The 18,675-nt window shown below is 64.9% G+C and carries 5 protein-coding genes; 1 reads left to right on the top strand and 4 read right to left on the bottom strand.

Going from position 1 to position 18,675, the window contains the following annotated elements; genetic code table 11:
* Positions 1-109 precede the first annotated feature (109 nt).
* A complete protein-coding gene (gene fhuF / locus HU811_RS05115) occupies positions 110-799 on the top strand; it encodes a siderophore-iron reductase FhuF (protein WP_186654445.1) in 690 nt (229 codons plus the stop codon).
* 211 nt (positions 800-1,010) lie between these two features.
* Here fhuF and HU811_RS05110 read toward each other — a convergent pair whose 3' ends face one another.
* The 4 genes from HU811_RS05110 to HU811_RS05095 all read right to left on the bottom strand — a co-directional run.
* Positions 1,011-2,660 (bottom strand): cyclic peptide export ABC transporter, encoded by a 1,650-nt coding sequence (locus HU811_RS05110; protein WP_186654444.1) that lies wholly within the window; start codon positions 2,658-2,660, stop codon positions 1,011-1,013.
* Position 2,661: 1 nt separating this feature from the next.
* Positions 2,662-6,504 carry a non-ribosomal peptide synthetase gene (locus tag HU811_RS05105; RefSeq protein ID WP_186654442.1) on the bottom strand — a complete coding sequence of 1,281 codons (3,843 nt, stop codon included), beginning with the start codon at positions 6,502-6,504 and terminating at the stop codon, positions 2,662-2,664.
* Entirely contained in the window at positions 6,501-16,712 is a 10,212-nt protein-coding gene (locus HU811_RS05100) for a non-ribosomal peptide synthetase (protein WP_186654440.1), read from the bottom strand. The genes HU811_RS05105 and HU811_RS05100 overlap by 4 nt, the downstream gene beginning before the upstream one ends.
* 93 nt (positions 16,713-16,805) lie before the next feature.
* Positions 16,806-18,675 (bottom strand): condensation domain-containing protein (locus tag HU811_RS05095; protein WP_225248389.1); only part of this gene is annotated, 1,870 nt, incomplete at its 5' end.

The raw sequence follows: 18,675 nt of genomic DNA, 5'->3' as shown, positions 1-18,675 counted from the left end.
GGAAAGCCACGGGAGCCCCGTTATCGAATTTCCAGAATGGCTTAACCAGGCCTGGCCGCCGATACAGCGTGTCATTCGGCAGGAATCTGGTGATCAGCCTGCCATCGCGTTGAGCCAGCTTGCCGACCCTGCCGTACTGCAACCCTTGCTGACCCGGTTTGCCTTGCGTTACCCAGGGGTGAACCGCGCCGCCGTGGTTTCGCAGTGGTCGATGAACTACATGAGTATCGTCTTGCCGGCCACCCTGGCCTGTGTGCTGACGCGTGGCTGCGCGATCGAGTTCTGGGGCGAGGAGGCCTTGCTGATACACGACGACGGTCAGCCGTCGGCGCTGGGCCTGGCCGCCGGACTGTCAGCCTTGGACGCGGATGGCCGTGCGGTGTATTGGTCGCGGTTGATCCACGAGCACTTGGCGCCACTGTTCAGCACATTGGCCGCCGCCGGTGGCCTGGCCCCGAAAATATTGTGGGGCAACTTCGTTGCTATCTGGGACGGTGCCTTCGCCAGGATTGACCCTGACCTGTCCAGGGACGGCTTTGCCGAGGCGCACCGGTGGCTGGAACAGGTCACGGTGAACAACGGGCGCTTGAAGCTGCGAGGTCTGCAACGCATGGTCGAATCACCGGCGCCGCAGATTTGCCCCTGCTTGCCATTGCGCCGGCATTGTTGCCTGCATTACCAATTGCACGAGCCGGTCGAAGGCCAACCGCCGGTGCTCTGCGAATCCTGCCCCAAGCTGCACCGCCTGCCGCTGGCGGAGCAGGTGAGCTACCTGCATTACATCTATGAAGACGGTTGAGCGGCGCTCACAAAGGGGCTGCAGCCCAGCCCAGCGGGGATAAATCCCCTCGCCACAAAACCAAGCCTGTTTGCCTGAGATTGTTGGGCCCACTCCAGCTTGGGGAGGGCTATGCAAGAATCGCGATTCCTCGGATTCCCGGCCTGCGCACAGTTGTGGCGAGGGGATGTATCCCCGTTGGGCTGCGAAGCAGCCCTGAAGGTGTGTTCGCTCAGTTGGACAGCATCGTGGCCTGAGACGAAGCCTCGACGCAGGCTGCGGCTTCGCTGAGCTTGCCATGTTCGATGCGGATCAACCGGTCGGCCAGGCCGAAGTAGGCGTCGTCGTGGGAGATGACGATCAGTAGTTTGCCGCGTTCGCGCAGGTCCGGCAGGATCCGGGTGTAGAAGAAGTGCTTGAACACCGGGTCCTGGTCGGCCGCCCATTCGTCGAACAGGTAGCAGGGGCGATCATCCAGGTACGCACTGAGCAGCGCCAGGCGCTTGCGTTGCCCGGTGGACAACGCCAGTGTCGTCAGTTTGCCGTCCTCGATTTGCACCTTGTGGTCCAGTTGCAGATGCACCAGGTAGTCCTGTGCCTGTTTCACCAGGTGCGGATCGTCGCCATCGAACAGGTTTTCGAACAGGCAGAAGTCGGTGAAGATCGCTGAGAAGTGCTGTCGGTAATGGTGATTGTCATTGCTTGAGGACACTTGCTCATCGAGCATGACGTCGCCGCTTTCCGGCCGGTACAGCCCGGTCAGCAACAACGCCAGGGTGGTCTTGCCGCTGCCGTTACCGCCGGTGATGAACACCACTTCGCCGGCATTGAGGGTGAGGTCGATGGGCCCCAGGGTAAAATGACCGTCTTCGCGCTCGCGGTAGTAAGTATGGGTGACCTGGCGGCACACCAGGCTGCGAACCTGGGTCGGTGAGATCGTCTCGACGGTCTCGTCGGCGGTTTGCATCTCGCCTTCCAGGGCGCGGATCTTGTTCAGGGCCACGCTGGCCCGACCGAGGGTCGGCAAGGCGTGCATCAGCTCCGACAACGGCGTGATCATGTAGAGGATCGCCAGGATATAGCCGGTGACCAGGCTCGCGCTCAGGTCGATGAAATGCGGCGCGGCGAACAACACCACACCGATCAGCATGTAGAACACGGCATTGCCCCAGTTCAGGACCAGGGCGTAGATGCTCATGCCCCGTACAAAATCGCGGCGGTATTGCTGGCTCACCGGTATCAGCAGGCGGGTGAAGAAATGCTGCCGGCGTGGATGGTTGAGTTGCAGTTCCTTGCTGCCATCGGTGAGCAGGCGGTACTGATTGAACAACTGGTCCTTGAGCTCGCGAGCACGGGAGATCGAGGTCAGCGCCCGGCGTTGCGGCCAGTGAAAGCTCAGGCTGCCCAGCACGATCAGCAGCAGCGTCAGGCCGAGCAATGGCATGCTGAGCCAACCCAGGTAGCCGAGGCACGCGGCGATGATCCCGACGTTGACCAGCAGGATCGGCACCAACTCCACCGCCTGGCTGATGGTCTGGGTATCGTCGGTGAGCATCGCCAGCAGGCGATGCTTGCCCAGGCGCTGCAATTGCGCGTAAGGCGTGTCGATCAGCTTGGCGCTCAGGTGCAGGCGCATGTCGTTGACGGCCGCCTGGCCCAGGCGCAACAGGCTGATGTCGGAGATTATCCGCGACACCGCGACCAACACCACCAGGCCGGCGAAGAGCAGGCCATCCACCGGGCGCAGCTTATCGAACACCTCCAGGCTGTGGTTGATGTTGGCGATCAGACCGGCTGCCGCAAGGCCGCAAATCAACCCCGTCAGGGTCGCCACCAGCAGTGCGCGCCAGGAGCGTTTAGCCATGAGTAACAACAGATCCATTTCAAACCGCTCCGTGTGTAGCAATGGCCGTGAGACGCGCCGCCAACTGTTCGTGCAAGGCGCGTTGCTCAAGGATGGTCAGGTGTTGCGCCGTGATGACCTCGCGGGTCAACGGCCCGCTGCTCAGGTCTTCCCACTGCGGGTCGGCGAAGTCAGCCTGGGCCAGGGTGTCGCTGGCCCACCAGACATGCACCGGGCAGCTTAGCCGGGCAGGCTTGAAGGTCGCCAGCAGATGCTGCGTGTGTTGTTGGTAGCGCAGGCGCGTTTGCAAATGCTCCCAACTGTCGCCATCGAGTTGCAGGCCTTGCTGGCGTGCCCACTGCACCAGCTCCGGCAGGCGTGCCGCTGGGGGCAGGGCGTCCAGTTGCTCCCGCAATGCGGTCATGATCGGCGGCGGCAACTGGCGCAACACGGTCTGGCTGTCCGGTGTCAGCGCTTGGGAGGCTGATTCCAGCAGCGCCTCGACACTGTCTTCTGGCGCTTGATGCTGGTACTGCGAGTCGATGATACCGAGAAACGCCACTGCTTGGCCCTGGCTTTCCAGGCGAGCGGCTGCGGCAATCGCCAGCAGACCACCGAGGGAGAAGCCCAGCAGGTGGTAAGGCCCCTGTGGTTGCTGTTGGCGCAGGTGCTCGACATAGAGCGCGGCAAGGCTCTCGATATCGCCGCCCAACGTTGTGCTGTCGTCGCTCAGGTACGCCGCCTGCAAGCCCCACAAATGCCAGGTCGACAGCGGCGCCAGCAGCGTGCGGTAATCCTGCACGTGGCCGGTGGAGGGGTGGAAGCAGAACAGGTTGGGAGGTTGTACGGCGTCGACGTTTGGCGCCGACAACCGCACCAACGGCGAGAGTTTGAGCTCGGCCTGCACCAATGCTGCAAATGCCGAGACGCTCGGGGCGTTGAACACCGCATTGACCGTCACCGGTGCCGACAGCGCGGTCTGCAGGCGACTGGCAAGCGTCACCGCCGCCAGGGAGTGGCCGCCCAACTCGAAGAAGTCATCGTCGATGCCCACTCGCTCCAGGCCCAGCACCTGTGCCCAGACCTCGGCGAGCAGGGCTTCCAGTGGCGTGCGTGGCAAGGCACTGCCGACCGTGTCGAGGACTTTGTCAGCCCATTGCTGCAAGGTCTTGCGGTCAAGCTTGCCGTTGCCCATCAGGGGCAAGGCTTCGACGATCCGCAGGGTGGGCAGCATGTAGTCCGGCAAGCAATCCTGGGCCTGGCCATGCAGCCTGGCGACTGTGGTCGAATGCCCGGGCGCCAGGGTCATGAAGGCGAACAGTTGCTGGCCGAGCTCGCCCCGGGGGATGCATTCCACCGCGGCCTGGGCCACTCCGGGAAGGTTGGTCAGCTGCGCCTGGATTTCATCGAGCTCCACGCGGAACCCCCGGATTTTCACCTGGCGGTCGGCCCGCCCGGTGATTTCCAGGCTGCCGTCATGGCGATAGCGGGCCATGTCGCCGGTGCGATAGAGGCGTTCGCCTGGCCGATGTGCCAGTTCGATAAAACGCCCGGCGCTTTGTTGCCTGTCCAGGTACCCGCGGGCCAGTTGCGGGCCGGCGATATACAGCTCGGCACTTTGCCCTGGGGCGGCCAACGCTTGCTGCTCGTCGAGCAGGTACAGGCGCATGCCGTCGAGGCGGTCGCTGAGGGGCAGGCGACGATAATCCACGCTCGGATCGGCTTTGTGCATCACCACCCCAACGGTGGTTTCGGTCGGGCCGTAATGGTTGAAGACCGTTAGCGCCGGAGCAAGGCTGCGAATGCTTTGCAGCAGGCGCCGCGAGCAGCTTTCGCCACCGAGGATCAATTGCTTGCGCGGCAACACGGCAGCGCTTTGGGCGTGAATCAACCAGGCGTCGAGCAACGACGGCACGATCTTCAAGTGGTCGATCGGGTACTGCGCCTGCCAGGCTGCCCAGGCCTGGGCGTCCATGGCCGTTTCCTTGTCCAGCAGGTGCAATTCGCCGCCTCTGAGCAGGGCCGGGAACAGCAACGTGTAGCCCAGGTCGGCCGCCAGTGAGGTGACCACTGCGCTGCGTTCGCCTGCGGCCAGTTGCAAGCGCCGGGATACGCTGGCGACATAACTGGCCAGCTGCCCGTGCTCGACGATGACGCCTTTGGGCGTACCGGTGCTGCCGGAAGTGAACAGCACGTAGGCCGCGTCCTGTCCTTGGAGCTCGACGTTGGTTGCAGTCGTTGGCGCTTGCTGCCAGGCCGCTTCATCGCGCAGGTCGAGGTTGCCGATGCCCGGCAACGCGGGGGCACTGCCGGCTGAGCCGCTGAGAATGAAGGTCGGCTGGGCTTGTTGCAGGATCGCCAACGAGCGTTGTGCCGGCTGATGCACATCCAGGGGAACGAACGCCGCGCCGCTCTTGAGCACGGCGAGCATGGCCAGGACCATCTGTGTCGAGCGATCCAGGTACAGCGCCACGCGATCTTCGCGACCCACACCTTGGGCGCGCAGGTAATGCGCCAGTTGGTTGCTGCGGGCCTGTAATTGGGCATAGCTCAGTTGCCCATTGGGGTCGCGCAGGGCCAAGTGTTCTGGAAACTGCGCGGCACATTTATCGAAACCCGCCGGCACGCTGGTAAACGGCAGTACCGCAGGGGCGGATGGCGCCTGCAGGGCGGCCAGCGTTGCGGTAAAACTCGGCGCCTGCACTGACAGTTCGGCCAGGGGCTTACCTGGGTTGGCGAGGGCATCGAGCAGCAGCGATTGGAGTTGCTCCAGCAGGACCAGGGCGGCCTGTTCGCTGTAGCGGCCCGGCAGGTGGCAGAGGTTCAGGCGATAGCCGCCAGCGGTCGTTTCGGCCACCAGCAGCAGCTCCATGCCCGCGGGGATGGCCTGTGCGTCCAGCACCGTGAGCGTCGACACCATGCTGCCCAAGGTGTCGAGCCGATCGGGCAACTGCCCACCCCACTGGAAGCCGTACTGCAAAGTGTCGGCCGGCAGTGCAGCGCTGACGCCGCAGTATTCTTGCCATTCGGTGGCTTGCTCGCAGAGCACCTGCAGGTTCGCCAGCGCCTGGGCAAAATGGCTGTTCGCCGCCGGTTGCCAGCGCAGGGGCAGGGGCTTGGCAAACAATCCCCAGCAATCGGCGAGTTCTTCATAGTCGTCGCGACAATCGTGGACCCAGTTCAACGTCAGTGCCGGGCTGTCGCCGCTACTCAGGCGCTGCAACAGCACGCCCCAGGCCGTCATCAGGACTTGCTCGGGCGATGCGTCGTGACGTTGGCAAAAGCTTTCCAGGGCCATGCTCAGCTGTGGGTTGGCGCTCAAGCGAGTGGTCACCGGGGCGTCGGAGCGCTCGCTGCGTACCTCACGGTAGAGCAACTCGCTGGCGGCCGCTTCGTCCAAGGCCTGGCTGGCCCAGAAACGCCGGCCAGGCTCGGCGTCTTCATCGGCCTGCAATTCGTAGAGCCAGGCGCTGTACTGGGTATAGGTCATCGCCTCGTCATCCACCGATGGTGCCTCTACCGAGCCCAATGCCTGCGCCAAGCGCAGCAACGTCCCGCGATCCGCGCTCAGCGCCGGCAGGTGCAGCGTCACCCGCTGCCGATCGCCGTCGACCGCTTGCACCTCGACGCTGATGGCGTCCGCGCCCATGACCGTGGATTCAACCACTTGCAAGGGCATCAGCAAGCCCGGCTCTGGCCGTACTCGCAGGCGCAGGGCCTCGTGACACACACTTAGGGCGGCGAGTCGTTGGTGCAGACGCTCCAGGGCCAACGGGCCTTTTATTTCCAGTTCCAGGCGCGCCGCTGGCAACCCCGCCAACCACTGGCTGCGTTGTTGGGGCGAGAGGGCGAAGGCTTCTTCGCGAGTTTCAAAGGCGCTCATGCCTGCACCTCTGCAACCAACGCCGGCTGTGCTTCGGGCAGGCAACCGGTCAATTGTTCGCGACGCATCATCTGGCCCATGGCGACACAGATCTTGCGCTCACCCTCGAAGGGATCCCGAGCGTGGGCCACCAACATATTGTCCAGCATCACCATGTCACCCTTTTGCCAACTGAAACGTACCGCGCAGTTTTCATAAGCCTCGCCGATCACTTGCATCACTGCGTCTTCGATCACGCTGCCATCGCCGTAGTACACGTTGCGGGGCAAATGTCCGGGGCCGAACAGGCTGATCAGATTGCTGCGCACTTCCGGCTCCAGGCAGGCGGTGTGGTGCAGTTGCACCTGGTTGAAGAACGACAGTTCCAAGGTTTCGGGATGCTCGACGATGGCCGGGCAGTGCTGGGCGATCCGCAGGTTGTCGGCCCCCAGCCATTCCCAGCGCATACCCGACGCCAGGCATTGGCGCTCGACTTCCTCGCGCTGTTCGGTCTTGAAGAAGTCCTGCCAGCGCACGTCCAGCTTGTCGGTGAAGTGCCGCACGTACAGCAGCCCCAGGGCCTTGAAGCGAGCGACGATGTCCTCGGGTAAGCGCGCCAACACCTGCCGGCAATCGACGATGGGCGTGCAACCGCCACGCGGCGCCGGCGTTTCGCAATAGAACCACTGCTTGCGTGGCCACTGCGGCAGATGGGAGCTCTCGTTGTGGAAGAGAATCATGTGCTGTTCCGGGTACGGTGTGGAGTGGTAGATGTTCTTGCCTGACTTGTTTTTCGGCAGGTCGCCATAGGTCCCGTAGAGGTCGGGTTCGATGGCCTGGGCGAACTGTTCGAAAGCGCCAACATCCGGCAGGTTGAAACCCCGGAACAGCAGGCCACCGTGGGTCAGCAGCTGTGCATTGATCCATTCCCGCGCTTGCAGCGCCCAGTGCACCGGGTCCAGGTCGCCGAGCAACGGCTCGATCACCAACGGCAAGGCTTGCCCGGCGTTAAGGGTGCGGGTACGGACCTGCTCATGGGCCACCTGGCTCACAGCGGTTGCACGGGTCTGCTTGAGCTTGCTCAATTTGGACTGCTTGCGGGCGCTGCGTGCCGTGGCCTCATCGAGCGACGAATCCGGCAGGGACGGTGTGCTGGCGTTGCCACCCTCAAGGCGCCACGACCAATGGTCCAGCGCTTGCCCTGGGGCCGAGACGATCTGCTCCAACAGGCTCTCGAAGCCTTGTTCGAGGCGCTGGATGGTCGGCTCCTGCAACACGCTGGTGCGATACACCCAGCGCACGTTCAGGCCTTGATCTTCGTCCTCTTCGACAAACACGGCGAGGTCGAATTTGCTGCTTTCCTGGCGTGACACCAGGTGTTCCACCTCAAGGTCCGGCAGGCTGGCATTGCCGCTGGGCGTGTTTTGCATGACGAACAGCACCTGGACCAGCGGATTGACCCCTGGTGTACGCGGCGGTTGCAGCTCCTCGACCAGTTTGTCGAACGGCACCTGCTGGTGCTGGAACGCCGACAGGCAATCCTCGCGCAGACGTTGCAGACGGGCGTCAAAGGTTTCGCCCTCGCTCAGACGGGCACGGATCGGCAGCACGTTGACGAAGAACCCGATGAGATGTTCCAGGGACGGATGTTCGCGGTTGGCCAGGTCGGTGCCGACGATAAAGTCGTGGATCCCGGTGGCCCGTTGCAACAGGCTGTTGAAGGCATTGAGCAGGACCATGAACAGCGTCGCCCGCTGCTGTTGAGCATAGGCTTTGAGCACCTGTGCCTGGGCCGGTGTGAAACGTTGCTCCAGGGCCGCCCCCTGATAGTCGGGACGCGTCGGCCGTGGCTGATCAAGCGGCAGCGGGATCAGCGTTGGCGCGCCGTCGAGCTGACGGCGCCAGTAGTCGATGGCCCGTGCCAGCAGGCGCTGTTGGGCTTCGCTGCGTTGCCAGTAGGCATAGTCGGCGAACTGGATCGGCAACACCGGCAGCACCGGTGTCGAGCCGCTGGTGCGGGCCTGATACCCGACGATCAGCTCCTGCATGAGGATGCCCATGGACCAGGCATCGGTGGCGATATGATGCAGCACCAGTTGCAGCACATGATCGTCGGTGCCCAGGCGCAGCAGGCTGGCGCGCAACATCGGCGCCTGTTGCAGATCGAACGGGCGTGCCGCCTGTTCATCGATCAGGCGTTGCAGGGTTTGCGCCTGTTCCTCGTGGTCCAGGTGACTCAGTTCGGTCGGTGTCAGGTCAACCCGCGGTGCCGGGCTGATGACCTGGCAAGGCTGGTCGCCGTGGAGATGGAACGCCGTGCGCAAGGACTCATGGCGTTCGAACACCGCCTGCAAGGCCCCTTGCAGCGCCGCGATGTCCAGCGCACCACGCAGCCTGATAGTGGTGGTCATGTTGTAGGCGGCGCTGGGGCCTTCGAAGCGATCCAGGAACCACAACCGTTGCTGACTGTAGGACAGCGGCAATGGCTGGTTGCGTGGCGCCAGGGCAATCTCGCTGTGGCCGTCGGTCTCGGTCTCGGTCTGGGCATCGCGCTGCTGATCGACCGCTTCGGCCAATTGTTCCAAGGTGCCACGCTCGAACAGCGTGCGCAGCGGCAGGTTTACGTTCAACCGTCGGCGAATCCTCGACAACACCTGGGTGGCCAGCAACGAGTGACCGCCGATGGCGAAAAAGTCGTCGTGCACACCGACGGTCTCCAGGCCGAGAATCTCCTGCCACAGCTCGGCCAGGACCTGTTCGGTCGGCGTGCGCGGTGCCAGGCATTGCGCCTGCGCCGTTTCGTCCTGGGGCACACCCAGGGCGGCGAGGGCGCGACGGTCGACCTTGCCATTGGTGTTCAGCGGCAACTGCGCAAGGGCCAGCCAACGGGCCGGAACCATGTAGCTTGCCAGTTGCTGGCCCAGGTAAGCGCTCAAGACCTGTTGCGCGGACTCGCCGCCCAGGTTGGCCGTGTCGTCGAGCACATACCAGGCCACCAGTTGCAACGCCCCGCGTGCGTCGGGCAGTGCCAGCACCGCCGCGCTGTCCACCGCCGGGTGTTGCATCAGGCGATTTTCGATCTCACCCAGTTCGATGCGGTGGCCACGGATCTTCACTTGCTGGTCGCGCCGCCCGAGGTATTCGATCACGCCATCGGCGCGCATCCGGCCGATATCACCGCTGCGATACAGGCGCGCATCGGCCTGGAACGGGTGCGCAACAAAGGCTTCGCGGGTGCGTTGCGGGTCGCGCAGGTAACCGCGACCGACGCCGACACCACCGATGCACAATTCGCCGGGTACACCGACAGGGACCAGGCGCAGCGCCGAATCGAGAACGAACACCTGGTTATTGGCGGTCGGCTTGCCGATGGGCATGTGCAGGCAGTCGTCGGAAGGAGCTTCGGTGATGGGGTAGAAGGCGACGTCGTCCGAGCATTCGGCGGGACCGTAGGCGTTCATCAACGGGATCGCCGGGAAGCGGGCGAACCAGTCCCGCGCCAGGGCCGGCGGCAATGCCTCACCGGTGGGCAGCAGCCAGCGCAGGCTCGCCAGGGAGTGGTGCGCCTGGCTTTCCTGGAGCATGCCGCGAATCAGCGCCGGCACGGTTTCCAGCAGTGTCAGTTGCTGCTCTTGAACCGCATCGAGCAGGGCCACAGGATCGTGGGCCTGGGCATCGGGAAGAATGTGCACGGTGGCGCCGAACAGCGGTGCGGCGAGGAACTGCCACACGCTGATATCGAACGCCGCCGAAGCCGTCTGGGCAATCCTGTCGTGCTCACCCAGGCCCAGGCTCGGGACCTTGCCGAACATGTTGTTGAGCATCCCGCGTTGTTCAACCATGACCCCTTTTGGCGTGCCGGTGGAACCCGAGGTGAAGATCACGTAGGCCAGTTGATCCGGGTTGTGCGCATAGGTGACTGGCGGCTGTTCGCGGCCTTGCCAGAGCGCCTGGGCGATCAGGCAGGTGGGTTGCTGGCGCATCTGCGGCAGGACCTTGTCCAGCGTCGAGCTCGCGTGCTCGCAGACCAGCAACAGCGGTGCTTCACCCAGGTCCAGCAACTCCGCCAGGCGTGCGTGGGGCTGTTGGATGTCCAGGGCCTGGAACGCCGCGCCGACCTTGAGGGTGGCGATCATCATCGTCAGCAAGGCCAAGCCTCGCTCGGCGAACAGCGCCACCAGGGTTTCCGGGCCGGCACCGGCCGCTTGCAGCGCATGGGCGACGCTGTTGGCGCGGCGGTCCAGTTCGGCGTAGGTCAGCGATTGCCCCTGGCATACGGCAGCGAGGTGTTGTGGACGGTTGCGCACTTGTTCGGCGAACAGCGCCGCATAGCCGCGCTCCAGCGGGAAGTCGACGTCGCTGCGGTTGCAGTCGATCTGCAACTGCCGGCGTTCCGCCTCGGGCAGCATGTGCAGGCTGCCCAGTGGCGCTTGCGGCGTCTCCAGCATGCCCGAAAGCAGCTGCACCAGATGGCCGAGCATGCGCTGCACGGTGTCAGTGCAAAAACGCATGCTGTCGTAGGACAGGCGAATGCCCAGGCGGTCGCCGGGGTACAGCACCACCGTCATCGGGAAGTTGGTGTGCACCCGGTCTTCATAGATGTCGATGCTGAAGGCATCCAGTTTCACGCTGCTGATGTCCAGCGGCGCGTTCTCGAACACCACCAGGCTGTCGAACAACTGCTGGCCGCGCGGCACTTGGCTGCAACGCTGGATGTCCACCAGCGAAGCGCTTTCGTGTTCGCGCAATTGCGCGTTGTGGGACAGCAGCGCCTGCAACCAGTCGGCCACTGGCGCCTCGGGGTCGACATCGATGCGCAGTGGCAAGCTGTTGATGAACAACCCGACCATTTCTTCGACACCGGCCAAGTCAGTCGGGCGGCCGGCGACGGTCACGCCGAACAGCACATCGCGGTTGCCGCTGTAGCGCGACAGCAACAGCGCCCAGGCGCCCTGGATCCAGGTGTTGGGGGTCAGTTGGTATTGCTGGCACAGCTGCTGCAACCGCTGAGTCTGGGCGATGCTCAGGGTCTGGTCGACGTCGCCGACCTGTTCCGGCGCTTGCTCCGGGCGCGCCACGGGGCTGTCCACATGCAGTGGCGTCGGTTCGCTGAAACCGGCCATTTCGGCCTGCCAGAATGCATGGGCGGCGGCCATGTCATGGCGTTCCAGCCAACTCATGTAGCCGCGGAACGAGCGCAGGCGCGCACGGGCCACAGGCTCCTGGCGCACGATGGCCTGGTAGATCGCCAACAGGTCTTCCATCAGCAGGCCGAAGCACCAGGCGTCGGTCAGGATGTGGTGGAAACTGCGCACCACGGCGAAGCGTCGCTCATCGAGTTGGAACACCCGCAGGTGGGTCAGCGGCGCACAGGCCATGTCGAAACCCTGCAGGCGCTGTGCTTCGAGGGCCTGGTCCATCGCCAGACGCTGCTGTTCTTCATCGAGGTGGCGCAGGTCCTGCCAGTCGAACGCCCGAGGCGTTTGGCGGTACACGCATTGCAGCGGCTCATGATCGTCCTGCCACCAGAAGGCGGTCCGCATCATGGGATGGCGCTCAAGGAACAGCTGCCAAGCGGCTTCCATTGCCGGGCGCTGCAAGACCCCGTCCCAGCTGTAGCGTTGCTGCATCAGGTAGATGCCGCTGTGGGGTTGCAACAGGGTGTGCAACAGCATGCCCTGTTGCATGGACGACAGCGGGTAGACGTCTTCGATGTTCGACCAGTCCAGCGGTTCGGATGCCAGGGTTGCCGCTTGCTTGTGGCACAGCGCGAATGCCTGGCTGGCGGGGCGCAGGTCGGCTGCGGTGGCGAGCCCGGCGAGGTCGCTCAAACGTTGTGCAAGGCGCGGTGCCCAGTCGGCGGCGAGGGTGCCCTGGCTGCGCAAGTGCAGGCAGGCATCCTGCCACCAGGCGTCCAGGGTCAGCGGGCAAGTCGAAGCTGTCGCTGGGCTTGCGGCTTCGACCTGGGCCAGGATGCCACGCTCTTCGCGATGGCTGTCGAGGTTGCCGAGCCAGCGAATGGCCACCGATGCCGCCGGCAGATCGCGCAGCGGTTCTTGCAGGTAGGTATTGTCCGACAGGTAGCGCAGGGCGCCATAGTCGACGCCGTGCTGCGGGTAGGCGCGCATTTGCGCGGTCAGGGCCTGCAAGCGTTGCAGCAGGCTGTCGCCTTCGGACTGGAGGAAGTACGGCACCGCCAGGGCCAATGGCCCCATGATGCGTGCCGGGTCGAGGTCGGCCACGGCAATCGGCGCATTTACCGGCAGGCGCTCGGCGCTTGGACGGGCATCGTGCACGCTCAGCGCAACCAGGCCATTGCCGCACAGTTCACGGCACTGTTCGACCACGGCAGTGGCCAACAGGCTGTGCCAGTCTAGTTGCAGCACTTCGCCCAAACGCTTGAGCTCACCTGAGGTGGCGGCCGGCAAGGCTTGCTCGACCACGCTGGCCGGCTGCTGGCTGTCAGGCAGTTGCAGCGTTTCCACGCCGGCGTATTGCAGCCAGTGTTCCCAGGCGTCGTCCAGGGCATCGCCCTGTGCATGAGCCTGCTGGTGCCGCGTCCACTGAGTGAAATCGCCGCCGGTGTAGGACAGGCGCACCGGCCGCTGATAGCGCAGTTGCGCCAAGGCCAGGTTGAGGTCGGTCAGCAGCAGCGACCAGGAGGCCTCGTCCAGGCACAGCGGATGAGCGGCCAGCAGCAGGCCGTGTTTGCCGTCCACCTCCAGCAGGCGGGCATGCAGGGTTTGGCCAGCGTCCAGTTCCAGCGCGTCGACACCGGCCTGGGCCAGGGCTTGCAGTTGCGCCGGGGCGCAGGCCTCCAGTTTTTCGGTGGCGATGACCGGGGCCTTGGCCGCGACCAGCACCCGTTGCTGCCACTGGCCCTCCGGCAGGGCCTTGAGCGCCAGGCGCAGGGCCTGGTGGTGTTGCTGCAACGCCGCGATGGCCTGGCTCAGCAGCTCGCTGTCGATGGCCTGGGTCAGCGCCACGCAACGCCAGGTGGCGTGCAACGGCCCTTGTTGCAGGCGCGCCAGTTGCCCGGCGGCCAGCGGCAGTTCATAGCCATCGGCGATGGCGTGCGCCACGCCATGGCTGGCATCGGCGCCCAGCACCCGGGCGATATCGGCGATGGTGCGGTTCTCGAAGAGCTGGCGGGGCGTGAGTTTCAGCCCTTGCTGGTTGGCGCGGGCGATGATCTGCAAGTTGATGATCGAATCGCCGCCCAGGGCGAAGAAGTTGTCGTGCACGCCGACACGTTCCAGCTTCAGGACGTCCTGCCAAATGGCGGCCAGCTGCGTTTCGACTTCATTGCGCGGCGCGACGTGGGTGGCGCTGTCGTCTGTGGGTTTTTGCGGGAGCGGCAAGCGCTGGACATCGACCTTGCCGTTGCGGGTCAGGGGCAGTTCGTCGAGGGTGATGAAGTGCGCCGGCACCATGTAGTCCGGCACCCGCGCACTCAGGTCATTGCGCAGTTTCGTGGCGGACAGCGACTGGCTGGCGACCAGGTAGGCCACCAGGCGCAAACTGCCGTCCAGTTCCACGGCACGGACCAGCGCCTGTTCGATCAGCGGCGACAGGCGCTTGAGCTGCGCTTCGACTTCGCCCAGCTCCAGGCGGTTGCCGCGGATTTTGACCTGACTGTCGACCCGACCGAGGAACGCCAGTTGGCCGTCCACTTGCCAGCGTACGCGGTCGCCGGTGCGGTACCAGCGTTGCTGATCGGCGTCGAGATGGAAGCGTTCGGCGGTCAGGTCCGGGCGGTGCAGGTAGCCCCGGGCCAGGGCGCCGTTGATCAGCAGTTCGCCGGATACCCCGGTGGGCACCAGGCGGCCGTTGGCATCGACCACTTGCAGTTGACGGTTCGGCAGTGGCCGGCCGAGGGCGATGCTGCGCAGGCCCGCCGGCAACTCGGTGGCAATCGCCCCGACTGTCGCTTCGCTCGGCCCATAGTGGTTGAACACCCTGAGCCCTGGCGCCAGGCGGTTGACCTGTTCCAGCAGCGCCGGGCTGAGGGCGTCGCCACCGAAGACCAGCAGGGCGCGGGGCAGCAGGCGGGCATCGGGCAACGCCTGCAACAGGCCGGCCAGATGGCTGGGGGTGATTTTCAGCACATCCACTGGGTGTTGGACGAAGAGTTCGGCCAGTGCCAGAGGGCTGAAACCGCTGTCTTCATCCACTAGCAACAAGCTGGCGCCGCTGCACAGGGCGCCGAACAGTTGGGTGTGGCCCAGGTCGGCGGCGACGCTGGACAGCAAGCCGTAGCGAGCCGCCGGTGGCGGGTTGAGCACTGCGTGCACTGCCGTCAGGTAATCGACGATGGACTGGTGCTCGACCACCACGCCCTTGGGGGTGCCGGTGGAGCCCGAGGTGTAGATCACGTAGGCAGCATCGGTCGGGCTGTGGACCACGGCAGGTGGCGTGTCTGGCTGGGAGGCGATGGCGTCGGCCTGTTCCGCCAGCCAGAGTGTCGGGGTGTGCTCGACCAGGCCTTTGAGCAGAGGTGAAGCGGCGGCACCGATCAGCAGTGCGGCGCGGCTGTCCACCAGCACGTCCGCCAGGCGCCCGGCAGGCTGCTTGAGGTCCAGCGGCAGGTAGGCGGCGCCGGCCTTGAGGGTGGCCAGCAGGGCGATCACGAACTCGGCGCTGCGTTCCAGAGCCAGTGCCACCACGCTGTCGTGGCCGATGCCCTGGGCACGCAAGTACTGGCTGAGGCGGTTGGCCTGCTGATCCAGTTCACGGTAAGTCAGGGCGCTCTGACGGTCGCGCACCGCCAGCTGTTGCGGGTGGGCGGCCACCTGTTGTTCGAAGCGCTGGTGCAGACACGCAGGGGGCACCGGCAGTTGCACACCACGACCCTGCACGAGCAATTGCTGGCGTTCTTCAGGGCTCAGCCATTCAAGCTCGCTGACCCGGCACTGCGCGTGCGCCGTCATCGCCAACAGGATCGCACGCAATTGTGCCGACAGCACCGCGACCTCGGCATCGCTGAAGCGACTGCGGTCGTAGCTGATCAGGTAGTGCAGTTGTTTGTCCGGCACCACGATCAGCGCCAACGGGAAGTGGTTGCGGCCTTGGGTGAGGGTAATGCCATCGGCCTGCTGGTCGCTGCTCGGGGCACTGAAACTCAAGCCTCCGGTGTCCTGGTTCAGTGCGTCGGTGACCGGGAAGTTCTCGAACACCAGGATTGAGTCGAACAGCGCCTGTTCAGCCGCGATGCGCGTCATCGACTTGAGTTTGCCCAGCGGCAGGTAGGCGTGGTGGCGCAGATCGCTGTTGGCTTGCTGCAAGTGTTGCAGCCAGTCCACCAGGGTTGGCTCGTCGGCCCATTGCACGCGCAGCGGCAACGTGTTGATGAACAGTCCGACGGTGCTGTCCACCGCCGCCAGGTTCTCCGGACGTCCGGCGACGGTGACGCCATAGACCACGTCGTCACGCCCGGCGTGTTGGCCCAGCAGCAGCGCCCAAGCGCCCTGGATCAGCGTGTTGATGGTCAGGTCATGCTGGCGGGCGAAGTGCGCCAGTTGCTCGGTTTCGCTGGCGCTCAGCAGGCTTTCCCGTTCGGCGAACGGTGCCCCGGCAGGCGCTGGCTGGCGTACGGCGAAGGTGGGCAGTGGGGTCGGCTCGCTCACGTCCTGCAACTGTTCGCGCCAGAAGCTTTCGGTGGCGGCCATGTCCTGTTCCGCCAGCCAGGCGATGTAGTCCCGATAAGGGCGGGTAGGCGCCAGGTTGGCGGGGCGGCCATGGGCGAGTTCGTAGTACAGCGCCAGCCACTCCTGCACGGCGATACCGACGCTCCAACCGTCCATGAGGATGTGATGGAAGGTCCAGATCAGGTGCCAGCGCTCAGGTGCCAGACGCACCAGGCATACGCGCATCAGCGGTGAGTCATTGAGCTCCAGAGGCTGCGCCCGCTGTTCCAGTGCCAACTGTTCGAGTGCGGCCTGGGGCTCGGCGCGGTCCTGCCAGTCCAGTTCAGTCAAGGGCAACTCAACGTCCTGTTGCACCACCTGATAGGCATCGTCCAGTTCTTCCCAGAGAAACGCACTGCGCAGCACCGCGTGACGCTGCATCAGCGCCTGCCAGGCACCACGAAAAGCGCTCAATTGCAGCGGGCCGTTCATGTCCAGGCTCAACTGCTGGTAATACACCCGCGAATCCGGTTCGTAGACGCTGTGGAACAACAGGCCGTGCTGGGTCGGCGAAAGGGAGTAGATGTCTTCGATGTTGTTCATGCTTGTTTGGTCCATTTCAAAGTCTTGAAAACTCAAGTGAGTCGATCAGGGCGCCGCGCCGGTCCGAGACCTGCGCGGGCGCGGCGTCGCTCGCTAGCTTTGGGAATTGGGTTTGGTCTTGAGTTTGCCCAGCAGCTTGTCCAGGGACTTCTGGTTCAGCGCCTTGGCCAGCGGGAAATCCGCTGGCATCAGCGAACCGGCCTGCGGGTCGAGGCAGTGCTCGACCAGCGCCTGCAAATGTTCCAGCAGACGAGCGGGCAAACGGCTGTCGGCGTTCGGCGTGACGCTGTGCCATTCGACACGCAACACGCCGTCCTCCAGCCAGGCCACCACTTCACGGGCATGGGTCACTCGGTTCACCGGGGCCACCTCCGGCGGCGGGGTCAGGCTGCTGGCGCGCAACCAGCCCGCTGGCGTTTGCTCATGCCCCAGGTAGTTGAACAGCACATCGCCGTGGCTGGCCGGCAACTCGCCGCGCTGACGCAGCAAGCCGTAGCCAAGGCCTTGGCCGGGTACGTCACGCAAGGCTTGCTTGGCGTTGCGCACCTGCTCGCCCGCGGCACCGCGGGCGTTCACTCGCAGTGGGTACAGCGTGGTGAACCAGCCGACGGTGCGGCCGACGTCCAGCCCGGCAAACGGTGCGTCACGTCCGTGGCGCTCAAGGTCCACCACGATATCGCCGCGCTGTTCGACCTCGGCCAGGGTCGCGGCGAGGGCGGCGATCAGCAGTTCCTCCGGTTGCGTGCGGTAGGCCGCGTGGGACTCGGTCAGCCATTGCTGCGTGCGGCTGGCCTCCCAGCGGGCCGCCAGTGTCTGGCGCTCGGCGACCGTGGCCATGGGCGGTGGGTTCGCAGAGGTCTGGGCAGTCCAGTAGCGATGCTCGGTAGCAGCCTTCACGGCATGGGCTTGCAGGTGCTCGGCCCATTGACGATACGAGGTGGTTTTTGCCGGCAACGTCGGCTGCTCGCCACGCTCCAGGGCGGCGTACAGCTGTTGGAAGTCTTCCAGCAGCGGCGTCCAGGACACCGCATCGACCACCAGGTGATGGGCCACCAGGTACAGGCGCTGCGGCGTGCCCTCCAGCAGGGCCGCGGCGAACAGCGGGCCGTGTTGCAGGTCCAGGCTTTGCGCGACGTGCAGCAATTGTTCCGGGTGTTCGCAGCGGGTCAGTTGGGCCGGGGCCACCAGCGCGATGTGCGCCTGCCATTGCCCGTCGATGTTGGTGAAACGCAAGCGCAGGGCGTCGTGGTGGGCCACCAGCCGGTCCAGCGTGGCTTGCACGATGACTGGTTCCAGGCGACGGTCGCTGTCGGCCAGCACCGATTGGTTCCAGTGTGCGGCCTGGACCTGCTGCTGGTCGAAGAACCACTGGTGCAACGGCATCAGCGGCATTGGCCCGGTCACGTCGCCTTGCTCGGCCTGGGTCAACAGTGTCGTGGTCACGTGGGCCAGCGCCGCCGGGGTCGGCGAACGGAACAGGTCCCGTGGCGTGAGCGAATAGCCCTGTTCACGCAGGCGCGAGATCAGTTTCAGGCCGAGGATCGAGTCACCACCCAGGGCAAAGAAACTGTCCGAGGTGCCGACTTCACGGCCGCCGGTCAAGGTGTCGCCGAGCAGTTCGCCGAACATCTGGCAGAGCAGGCGTTCCAGCTCGTTGCGCGGTGCCGCGTAGTCTTTCTGGGTGTTTGGCAAGGGCAGGGCGGCCAGGGCCTTGCGGTCGATCTTGCCGTTGGTGCTCAGGGGCAGGGCCGGGATTTGCACCCATACCGCCGGCACCATGTAGGCCGGCAGTTCGGCCGCGAGCTGGCTGTCGAGGTCCGACTGCGCGGTGCTACTGCTGTAGAACGCTACCAGGCGGTTGTCGATGACCAGCGTGCAGGCGCCGGTGATGGCCGGCAGGTTCAGCAGCGCTGAGTCGATTTCCCCCAGTTCGATGCGCTGGCCGCGCAACTTCACCTGATGG

This window comes from Pseudomonas tehranensis (assembly GCF_014268615.1).
Lineage (GTDB): Bacteria > Pseudomonadota > Gammaproteobacteria > Pseudomonadales > Pseudomonadaceae > Aquipseudomonas > Aquipseudomonas tehranensis.
The sequence above is the reverse complement of the archived record's forward strand: the minus strand, read 5'-3'. Positions and strand labels throughout refer to the sequence as shown.